Annotated in this window: 10 protein-coding genes; 8 read left to right on the forward strand and 2 right to left on the reverse strand. The window is 71.1% G+C overall.

Features of this window, described 5'->3' with window-relative positions:
* Nucleotides 1-104: 104 nt before the first annotated feature.
* Complete coding sequence (locus tag ACFWY6_RS34970; protein ID WP_384699264.1) at nucleotides 105-914, reverse strand: NAD-dependent epimerase/dehydratase family protein; 810 nt, start codon at nucleotides 912-914, stop codon at nucleotides 105-107.
* Between the two features lie 251 nt (nucleotides 915-1,165).
* On the opposite strand from ACFWY6_RS34970, the gene ACFWY6_RS34975 reads away from it, so the two are divergent.
* From ACFWY6_RS34975 to ACFWY6_RS34985, 3 genes are all read left to right on the forward strand, one after another.
* A complete protein-coding gene (locus ACFWY6_RS34975) occupies nucleotides 1,166-2,122 on the forward strand; it encodes a 5-dehydro-4-deoxyglucarate dehydratase (RefSeq protein ID WP_384699268.1) in 957 nt (318 codons plus the stop codon).
* Nucleotides 2,119-3,285: a hypothetical protein gene (locus ACFWY6_RS34980; protein WP_384699270.1), complete on the forward strand. Its 1,167-nt coding sequence runs from the start codon at nucleotides 2,119-2,121 to the stop codon at nucleotides 3,283-3,285. The genes ACFWY6_RS34975 and ACFWY6_RS34980 overlap by 4 nt, the downstream gene beginning before the upstream one ends.
* Before the next feature lie 69 nt (nucleotides 3,286-3,354).
* Entirely contained in the window at nucleotides 3,355-4,698 is a 1,344-nt protein-coding gene (locus ACFWY6_RS34985; RefSeq protein ID WP_384699273.1) for a S28 family serine protease, read from the forward strand.
* Here the strand turns inward: ACFWY6_RS34985 and ACFWY6_RS34990 are convergent.
* Nucleotides 4,673-5,884 (reverse strand): MFS transporter, encoded by a 1,212-nt coding sequence (locus ACFWY6_RS34990; protein ID WP_384699276.1) that lies wholly within the window; start codon nucleotides 5,882-5,884, stop codon nucleotides 4,673-4,675. The genes ACFWY6_RS34985 and ACFWY6_RS34990 overlap by 26 nt on opposite strands.
* Before the next feature lie 133 nt (nucleotides 5,885-6,017).
* On the opposite strand from ACFWY6_RS34990, the gene ACFWY6_RS34995 reads away from it, so the two are divergent.
* The 5 genes from ACFWY6_RS34995 (at nucleotide 6,018) to ACFWY6_RS35015 (ending at nucleotide 9,599) form a co-directional block, all read left to right on the forward strand.
* Entirely contained in the window at nucleotides 6,018-6,608 is a 591-nt protein-coding gene (locus ACFWY6_RS34995; protein WP_384699279.1) for a TIGR03086 family metal-binding protein, read from the forward strand.
* A 189-nt stretch (nucleotides 6,609-6,797) separates the two neighbouring features.
* The gene (locus ACFWY6_RS35000; protein WP_384699282.1) at nucleotides 6,798-7,601 is read left to right on the forward strand and encodes an HAD family acid phosphatase; all 804 of its coding nucleotides are present in this window, start codon (nucleotides 6,798-6,800) and stop codon (nucleotides 7,599-7,601) included.
* Nucleotides 7,602-7,753: 152 nt separating this feature from the next.
* Entirely contained in the window at nucleotides 7,754-8,506 is a 753-nt protein-coding gene (locus tag ACFWY6_RS35005) for a CPBP family intramembrane glutamic endopeptidase (protein WP_384699285.1), read from the forward strand.
* 2 nt (nucleotides 8,507-8,508) lie between these two features.
* Nucleotides 8,509-8,871: a PadR family transcriptional regulator gene (locus ACFWY6_RS35010; RefSeq protein ID WP_384699287.1), complete on the forward strand. Its 363-nt coding sequence runs from the start codon at nucleotides 8,509-8,511 to the stop codon at nucleotides 8,869-8,871.
* Nucleotides 8,868-9,599 (forward strand): hypothetical protein, encoded by a 732-nt coding sequence (locus ACFWY6_RS35015; RefSeq protein ID WP_384699290.1) that lies wholly within the window; start codon nucleotides 8,868-8,870, stop codon nucleotides 9,597-9,599. Before ACFWY6_RS35010 ends, ACFWY6_RS35015 begins: the two co-directional genes overlap by 4 nt.
* Nucleotides 9,600-9,712: the final 113 nt, after the last annotated feature.

The raw sequence follows: 9,712 nt of genomic DNA on the forward strand, positions 1-9,712 counted from the left end.
GGCCCGGCGGGGCGGGGGGCGGGCGGGGCGGCCCGCGGGGGGGGCCGGGCGCCGCCCGCCCGGCGCCCCCCCAAAAGATCCGCCGCGGAGCGGCGGTCTTGAGCTCAGTACGGCCACACCGGAGGGTTCGTGCAGAAGTGGCCGCCCAGGCACGCGTGGTCCGGGTTCTCGGGGTCCAGTTCACCGTGCTCGGCGACCAGCTTCTCCGCGTACTGCTCGGAGTCGTCCCGCGGCTCATACCCCAGCGCCCGCGCCGAGGAGAGGTCCCACCACAGCCGGGTGTTCGCGGAGGACCCGTACACCACCGCATGCCCCACAGCGGGAGCGCTCAGCGCCGCGTGGAAGAGGCGTGCGCCGTCCCCCGGCGACATCCACACCGACAGCATCCGCACGCTCGTCGGCTCCATGAAGCAGGAGCCGATGCGCACCGAGACCGTCTCCAGCCCGTGCTTGTCCCAGTAGAGCTGGGCGAGATCCTCGCCGAAGGACTTGGACAGGCCGTAGAAGGTGTCGGGGCGGCGCGGTGTGTCGACCGGGATCAGCGGGTCGTCCCCGGTCGGCCGCGGCGTGAAGCCCACCGCGTGGTTCGAGGAAGCGAAGACGATGCGGCGTACGCCCTCCTCGCGGGCCGCCTCGTACAGGTTGTACATCCCCTCGATGTTGGCCTTGAGGATCTTGTCGAAGGTGGACTCCAGGGAGATGCCCGCCAGATGGACGATCGCGTCGACGCCCCGCACCGCCTCACGCAGCGCCGCCCGGTCCGAGAGGTCCGCCGTGACCGCCGTCGGCTCGCCCTCGATCGGCCGCATGTCGAGCAGCCGCAGCTCATATCCGTAGGCGGGCAGCAGACCCCGCATCAGGGTGCCGAGGCCGCCGGCTGCGCCGGTGAGCAGGACGGTGCGGGGAGCGGGCATGAGGGAGTCTCCTCGGATCAGCTGCCGCATGCGCCTTCATATTCGCGTGCGCGTACGGCATTCACATGTGTGGACACGCTAGGGATCGGATCACCGCCGCGTCAAGTGTCGTACGGAGGTGGCGAATCCGTTCCTGAATTGCGGTTCTGTTGCGCGCCTGCGCGCTTGACCAGGGGTTAGGGCGCGCCTTAGCGTGGACGCGTTCAGAAATATGGACGTGAATCAGAAACGTGCACGCTAAGGGAGAGCCCGTGACGTCAGCACCCCTCGCCGCTCGACTCCGCATCCCCAGCGGGCCGCTGTTCTTCCCGGTCACCGCCTACGGCCCTGACGGCTCCGTGGACCTCGACGTCTTCCGCGCGCATGTGCGCGCGGGCATCGAGGCGGGCGCGGCGGCCGTCTTCGCCTGCTGCGGCACCGGCGAGTTCCACGCCCTGACCCCCGAGGAGTACGAGGCGTGCGTCGCCGCCGCCGTCGAGGAGTCGGCGGGCCGGGCGCCGGTGGTCGCGGGCGCCGGCTACGGCACCGCGCTCGCCGTGCGGTACGCGCAGCTCGCCGAGGGCGCCGGCGCCGACGGGCTGCTCGCGATGCCGCCCTACCTGGTCGTCGCGGGACAGGAGGGCCTGCTGCGGCACTACGCCGAACTGGCCGCCGCCACCTCCCTCGACGTGATCGTCTACCAGCGTGACAACGCCGTGTTCACCCCCGAGACCGTCGTCGAACTCGCCCGCACCGAGGGCATCATCGGTTTCAAGGACGGCCTCGGCGACATGGACCTGATGCAGCGCATCGTCAGCGCCGTACGCAGTGAAGTCCCGGAGGATTTCCTGTACTTCAATGGACTGCCCACCGCCGAGTTGACCGGACTCGCCTATCGTGGCATCGGCGTGACGCTCTACTCCTCGGCCGTCTTCTGCTTCGCGCCCGACATCGCGCTCGCCTTTCACCGGGCCTTCAATGCCGGGGACGCCGAGGGCGACGCCACCGTGAACCGGCTCGTCGACGGCTTCTACCGGCCCTTCGTGGAGCTGCGTGGCGAAGGCCGTGGCTATGCGGTCTCCCTCGTCAAGGCGGGCGTACGCCTGGCCGGACTCGACGTCGGCGGGGTGCGGACGCCGCTGCACGACCCCACCGACGACCACGTCAAGCGCCTGGCCGAACTGACCGAGCACGGCAGGGCGTTGCTGCGGACGGGAGCGGACGCGTGAGGACCTCCGCCTTCCTCTACCCCTGGGACGTCGTCGGCGACCCGGAGGCGCCCGCCCGCATCGCCGCCCTCGGCGTCCAGCAGGTCACCCTCGCCGCCGCCTACCACTCCACGCGCGCGCTGACCCCGCGCCACCCCCGCCACCGCATCGTCACCGCCGAGCACGCGGCGGTGCTGTACGAGCCGGACGCCCGCTGGCAGGGGCGCGAACTGCGTCCGTACGCGCCGGGAAACTGGGCCCGAGGCGACGCCTACGGAGAGGCCGCCCAGGCGCTGGCGTCCGCCGGGCTCGACGTGCACACCTGGGTCGTCCTCGCCCACAACTCCCGCATGGGCGCCGACCATCCGCACACCTCCGTCGTCAACGCCTACGGAGACCGCTACCCCTGGGCGCCTTGCATCGCCAAGGCCGCCACGCGCGCGTACCTGGTCGACCTCGCCGCGGAAGCCGCCGTACGCCCCGGCGCGCGCGGCACCGAACTGGAGTCCCTCGGCTGGTACGGCCTCGCGCATCTGCACGCCCACGACAAGACCGCGGGGGTGCCGCTCGGCGAGGCAGGGCAGTACCTGATGTCGCTCTGCTTCTGCGCGGACTGCCGTCAGGGGTACGCCGGACAGGGCCTGGACCCCGATGAGCTGGCCCCCGCGGTCCGCCGCGCCCTGGAGCCCGTATGGCGCGGCGAGGAGCCCGCCGGCGGCTGGGCGGCCGTGGAGAAGCTCATCGGCGCCGACACGGCGGCCGCCGCGCGCGCGTGGCGCGACGAGACCGCACGCACCCTCCAGGAGGCGGCGATCGCCGCGGTGCGCGCGGCCGCACCGGACGGCTTCCCCGTGCTGCTGCACGCCGACCCGGTGACGTACCACTGCGGCGCGAACGCCGGAGTCGACCCCGCGCACATCCTCTCCGTGGCGGACGGCGTGGTCGTGCCCTGCACGGGCGGCGCGGACGCCCTGACCGCGTTCGCACCGCACCGCACCGACCGCACCACGCTCGCCGCGAACCTCACCGTCGTGTCCGGCATGGGCGGAAGCCCCGCCACCCTCGCCGCGGACGCCGCACACGCGGCCGATCTTGGCGCCGACGAACTGCGGCTCTACCACGCCGGGTTGGCGTCCGACGCGGATCTCACGCGGGTTCGCAACGCCCTTTCGAGCCTCAAATAGCCCCTGTCGCCCGTGAAGTGAAGACGGTTACCATCCGCGCAACCATTCGCTCCAGCACGAGGAGACAAGGTGCGCAACAAGGGGATATCGGCGCTGTTCTGTGCCGGGTTCATGGCAGGCGCGGCGGTGCTCGGCGGGGCCGTGCCCGCCGCCGCGCAGACGGACGGGAGACAGGCCGCCGCACCCGACATCCGGGAGCAGTTGGAGAAGATCCCCGGCATGAAGGTCGTCTCCGTGGCGGACCGCGAGGGCTACCCCCTCTACACGCTCACCTACGCCCAGCCCGTCGACCACGACAACCCCGACGCCGGCACGTTCACCCAGCGCGCCACCCTCTGGCACAAGTCCACGGACAAGCCGACCGTCCTCTACACCGGCGGCTACACCCTCGCCTCCAACACCACCGCCCTCACCAAGCTGATCGACGCCAATCAAGTCAGCGTCGAGCACCGCTACTTCGAGCAGTCCCGGCCATCGGGCGCGGCAGGTTCCGACTGGTCCAAGCTCACCGTGCAGCAGGAGGCGGCCGACGAGCACCGCCTCACGCAGGCGCTGCGCGGCATCGAGAAGGGCAAGTGGCTGGGCACGGGCGCCAGCAAGGGCGGCATGACGGCGACGTACCACGAACGGTTCTACCCCGACGACCTGGACGCCGTCGTCGCGTTCGTGGCGCCGAACGACGCCAACAACAAGGACGACAGCGGCTACGAGCACTTCTTCAAGACGGTGGGGACGGCCGAGTGCCGTAGCGCGCTCGACGCGGTGCAGCGCGAGATGCTCGTACGCCGTGACGCCCTGATCCCCAAGTTCGAGGCGGACGCCAAGGCCAACGGCGACACCTTCGAGGAGACCCTCGGCAGCACGGACCGCGCCTATGAGTTCGCCGTGCTCGACCAGGTGTGGAACTTCTGGCAGAGCGGCACCATCGACAACTGCCCGACCGTGCCCGACGCCGAGAAGGCGACCGACGACGAGCTGTACGACTGGTCCAAGAAGCACGGCTTCAGCGTCTACCAGGACGAGACCCTCGGCACGAACGGCACGGGCCCCTACTACCGGCAGGCCGCCACCCAACTCGGCTGGGCAGACCTGAAGTTCAAGCACCTCAAGGATGTCCGCCACCACCCGGACATCTACCAGCCCAACTCGGTCCTGCCCGAGGCCATGCGCGGCTCGTACAACAACAGGACCATCGCCGACGTCGACCGCTGGGTGAAGACCCGCGGCCAGCGGATGATGTTCATCTACGGCGAGAACGATCCGTGGAGCGCGGAGAAGTTCACCCCGAGCCACCGCGACTCCTACCGCTATGAGGTGCCCGGCTCCAACCACGGCGCCTCGATCGCCAAGCTGCCCGCCGCCGAGCGGGCCGAGGTCACCGCCACCATCAAGCGCTGGGCCGCTGTGAAGTAACCGCTTCCGAGGGGGACTTGAGCAGGGGCGCGGCGATCAGCAGCCGCGCCCCCGCGAGGACCGGGAGCAGCAGGCCGTAGTGGACCGTCTCGACCAGAGCCGCGCCCAGCGCGATGCCCAGCGCGGTCGGCGTGAACATCAGCGTGTTGGCGGTCGCCGCCGCGCGCCCCAGGAGGGCTCCTCGTGTCTCGCGCTGGACCGCCGTCATGCCCGCGATCAGTACGCAGGGCAGGCCGATGCCGTTGGTGAGGCTGCCCGCGAGGGCGGCGGCGTCGTACGGCAGTGCGTGCAGGGCCGCGGCCAGGGCGGTGAGGGCGATGCCCGTACCGGCGAACCGCCGGATGCCGAGGCGTCGCATCAGCGGCCCCGACGCGATGCCGAGCGCGACGGATCCGGCGCCCTGCACGACGTACAGGACACCTGCGTACGCGGGTGAGTGGCCGAGGCCCGCCACGACCGCGTAGAGCATCGCGCCGCTGATCCCCGAGGTGAGCATGGTCAGTCCGGCGGCCACCACGAGAGCCCGCAGCCGGGCGTTCCCCCACAGGTGCCGGGTGCCCTCGGCGGTCCGCGCCCACCAGTCGCTCCGAACGGGCGCCGGAGCGCTCTCGTGCACCCGCAGCAGTGCGAACATCCCTGCCGCGAGGACGAAGGTGGCGGCGTCGAGGAGTGCCACGCCGGCGCCGCCGTACACGGCGTGGACACCGGCGCCCGCGAGCGGCGCGACGAGCTTCATGCCCTCGTTCGCGGCCATCCGCAGGCCGTTGAAGTCGCCGGTCAGCTCCTTGCCGACGGCCTGGGGCAGCAGGGCCGCCTCCGCCGCGTCGGTGACGGCGCCGCACGCCCCGTACAGGAGGAGCGCCGCGAAGAGGATCCACAGGGTGCCGGCCGTATCGACGAACAGGAGGGCGGTGAGCAGGGCGGCCAGGGCCAGGTTCGTGCGGACAAGGAGCGGCCCCCGGCGGGTGCGGTCGGCGAGGGTGCCGAGGAGCGGGCCGATCAGGGTGGGCGCCCACAGGGCGAACGCGCAGAGCGCGGCGAGGCCGTCGGACCCGGTCAGCTCCTTCACCCAGATCCCGGAGACCAGCCACATCGCGGAGCTCCCGAACCCGGAGACCAGCACGGCGCCGAGACAGAGCCGTGCGTCGCGGTTGGCCAGGACCCGCCCTGTTGTCGTCGACGTCATGGCTGGTGAGCGTGGCGCTAAGGCCCCCGGTCCCGCATAGGGCGAAGTCGCTAGATCCGGGCGGCGCGTCGCGATGAGTTCCGGGGGCGGCCGGGGTCTACCAAGGAAGGACGGAAACGACTCGGAGGCACCCATGACGGAGATGATCGACTTCGCGCCGCAGGCCCGGCTCGTGGCGGGGATCGCGGAGCGCGTCACCGATGAGCAGCTCTCGGGGCCCACACCCTGTCCGGAGTACGAGGTGCGCCATCTGCTGGGGCACCTGGTCGGTCTCACCGGCGCGTTCCGTGACGCAGGGCGCAAGGACATGAGCCCGGTGCTCGACCAGGACCCGGGGGACCACGTGCCGGAGCTCGGTCCCGGGTGGCGCGGCGAACTGCCCAAGCTGCTCGACGAGTTGGTGGAGGCATGGCGGGATCCGGCCGCGTGGGAGGGCATGACCCGCGCGGGCGGCATCGACCTGCCCGGAGCCGTCGCGGGCATCGTCGCCCTGGATGAACTCGTCGTGCACGGCTGGGACCTGGCGCGCGCGACGGGTCAGGCGTACGCCCCTGACGAGGCGAGCCTCGGGGCGGCCCAGGCGGTGCTGACACCCCAGGAGGGCGACGAGTCGTCCAGGGGCGGCCTGTTCGGGAATGTCGTTGCGGTGCCGGACGATGCCCCGCTCCTCGACCGGGTGATCGGCCTCAGCGGCCGCGATCCGGGCTGGACGCCGGGCAGGTAGCGGCAGGCGGTCGCCCACGGATCAGCTATCGATCGAGCGGATCAGGTATCGATCGAGTAAAGGGTCTCCCCGGGGTCTCGCGGGGGCCCGCGTGATGCGCGTAGACAAGGCGCGTAGACAGGCTTTGACCTGCTCACCTTGTTGCCCCTACGTACACATACGCAGACACTGATCCGGAGAGACCGCTCTATGCGCAAGTCCCTACGGGTGGCGGGTATCGCCACCGCATGTGCCGTCGCCGGCGCCGCGCTGTACGGCACCGGCGCCGCCACCGCCGACAACGCCTCGGCGCGGCACACCGCCGAGCCGCAGAACATCGGCCTGCTCGTCGGCGAGATCGACGACTACTACGGCGCGTACCAGGACGCCGACGGCGTCTGGCGCTCATCGCCCGACAGCCCCTACGCCAAGGACCTGGCGCGCATCCAGGCGAAGGCGAAGAAGGACATCAGGAAGGCCGCGGCGCACGGCGCGAAGGGTGCGGGCCACGGCAAGAAGCCCGCGATCGTCCTCGACGTGGACGACACATCGCTGCTCAGCTTCGACTACGAGAAGACCACCAACTTCACCTACAACAGCGCCACTTGGGACGCCTACGTCAAGGCGGCCAAGCGCCCGGCGGTCTTCGGTATGCCCGAGCTCGTCCAGTACGCCAAGGGCAAGGGCGTCGAGGTCTTCTTCCTGACCGGCCTGAGCGAGTCGCAGCGCGAGGGCGCCGTCACCAACCTCGCCAAGGCCGGGTACGCGACGCAGCTGGACAAGCAGCACGTGTTCACCAAGGACAAGACCAACCCGCCCGCCTACCTGAGCGACTGCGCCACGCCCGCCAAGTGGGAGTGCACCACCGTGCAGTTCAAGGAGGGCACCCGCAAGCACATCGAGTCGAAGGGCTACGACATCGTCGGCAGCTTCGGCGACCAGGTCTCCGACCTCGCGGGCGGGTACGCGGACAAGACGTACAAGCTGCCGAACCCGACGTACTTCGTCGAGTAGGCACCGGAGATGCCGGGGGAGGTGCCGGGGGAGGCTCGGCATCGCGAGATAGGTTGCATTCCTGACTAGGTCGCTTTACGGTCTAGGTAGCTCACATGCTCATGGGGCCGTGCGGCACGCGCCGCGCGGCCCCTTCGGGAAGGGGGATCCTTATGACCGTCTCGCCGGACTTCTCGGCCGCGTCCACCGCCGTCACCGCCGTGCTCGGCGCCTATCTGCTGCTCGGCGAGCCCTGGCTCGGCCGCCGCGTCTACGGCTCGCTCGCGCGCCGCCGCGACACCGAACCACGCGCTCTCGTCCGCTACTTCACCTTTGTGCTCGCCTTCTGGTGGGTCCTTGCCGCCCTCGCCGGGGCGGTGCTGCTGCTCTCGCCGGGCATGGCCGCCGCCGACCTCGGCATCGCGGCGCCCGATTCGCCGGTGTCCACGGCCGTCGTCATCGTCGTGATGGCGGTGGTCTCCGTGACGTCCGGGCGCAAGATGCGCGCCCTCGCCGCGGGCGGCAGGAACGTGCCGGGGCTCGCCTCCATCCAGGCGATGCTGCCGCGCACGCCACAGGAGCGCCGCCTCGCGATCGCCGTCGCCGTCACCGACGGCCTCTGCGCCGAACTCGTCTACCGCGGGCTCCTGATCGCCTTCGGCGTCGGCGTGCTCGGCCTCAACCTCTATGTGGCGGCGGCCCTTTCGGTGCTGGTGTACGCCGTCGCAGGCTTCTACCAGGGCCGCAGCGGCGTCATCGCCTTCGGCTTCGTCGGGGCGCTGTTCGCCGGACTCTATGTGGCGAGCGGCAGCCTGCTGCTGCCCATCGCCGTCCACATCGCCCTCTCCGTACGGGACTTGACCCTCCCCGAACCGGAGCCGATCGGTTCCGTGCCCGCGTACGAGCCGGCCTCGAAGGGAAGCTGAGCGTGACCCCACCCGCGTCCTCGGGCGCCAAGACCGACCGCCGGGCCAGCTGGTTCAAGGGCGTACTCGATCTGCTCGTCCTTGCCAGCCTCACCGACGGCGAGAGCTACGGCTACGAGATCGCCAAGCTGCTCGGCGCCGCCGGGTTCGGCCAGATCAAGGGCGGCACGCTCTATCCCGTGCTCAACCGCCTTGAGGAGGCGGGCCTGGTCGCCGCCGAGTTCCGGGCCACGGAGAAAGGGCCGGGGCGGCGCTACTACTCCCTCACGGACGCGGGGCGCCAGACCCTCGGCGAGCAGGGCGGACTGTGGCTCGCCTTCGACGCGTCCGTACGTGAGGTCCTGGGGAAGGCAGGTGTGCGATGAGCCCGAGCTACTTCGATGACCTGGCCGGTCGGCTGCGGGAGCACGGGGTGTCCGCCGAGCGTGTCGAGGCGACCGTCGCGGATCTGCGGGCGCACCTGGAGGAGTCGGGCGGGGCGGAGCCGGAGGCCGAGTTCGGGCCCGTGGAGGAGTTCGCCCGGGATCTGGCGCCTGCCCCTGCCGGGGGAGAGGGGCGGCCCGAGGTTCCCGACGCGCACGTCGAGACGTGGCGGTGGACCGCCGACACGTACGTCGACGAGGAGCTGCTGAACCGCTTCGGCGGTGAGGGGTGGGAGGTCGAGCGGGTCGACGCGCTCGGGCGGTTCGTCTGCCATCGGGCTCTTGAGCGGCCGCAGCGGTGGGAGTACCGGCGGGAGCTGATCACGCGGGGGCGTGAAGGGCTTGACGAGCGTCTTGCTCCCGAGGGGTGGGAGGCGTGCGGGAACTGGATCGTGTACGCGTGGTTCAAGCGGCCTCGGGCCGCGAGTGTTGGTCCTGGGGCGGAGATTTCGGCGCCGCCGGGGGTTCCCCTGCGGGGGCGGTTCTTCAGCCGGCGGTTTTATGCGCTGGTGGGTGTTGCGGCCATGGCTGTCGTCCTGGCGGGTGTTGCTGTTGCCGTCGATGACGGCGACGCCAGCAGTGGGCTCGGCTTCGCCGGGGGGATTTTGGTGGGGGCCCTGGTGCCGCTTGCCTGCCTTTGGGGCTGGCAGGTGTGGAAGTCGCGGCGTTGACCTCCGCGGGGTGGCGGTCGCGGTTGGGGGGCCCCCCCCCCGGGGGGCCTTGGACCCCCCCGCCCCCCAGGGGGCACACCCCCCCCCCCCCACAAACCGCCGGGAGATATAAA

The sequence above is a fragment of the Streptomyces sp. NPDC059037 genome, from assembly GCF_042740015.1.
In the GTDB taxonomy this organism is placed as follows: Bacteria; Actinomycetota; Actinomycetes; order Streptomycetales; family Streptomycetaceae; genus Streptomyces.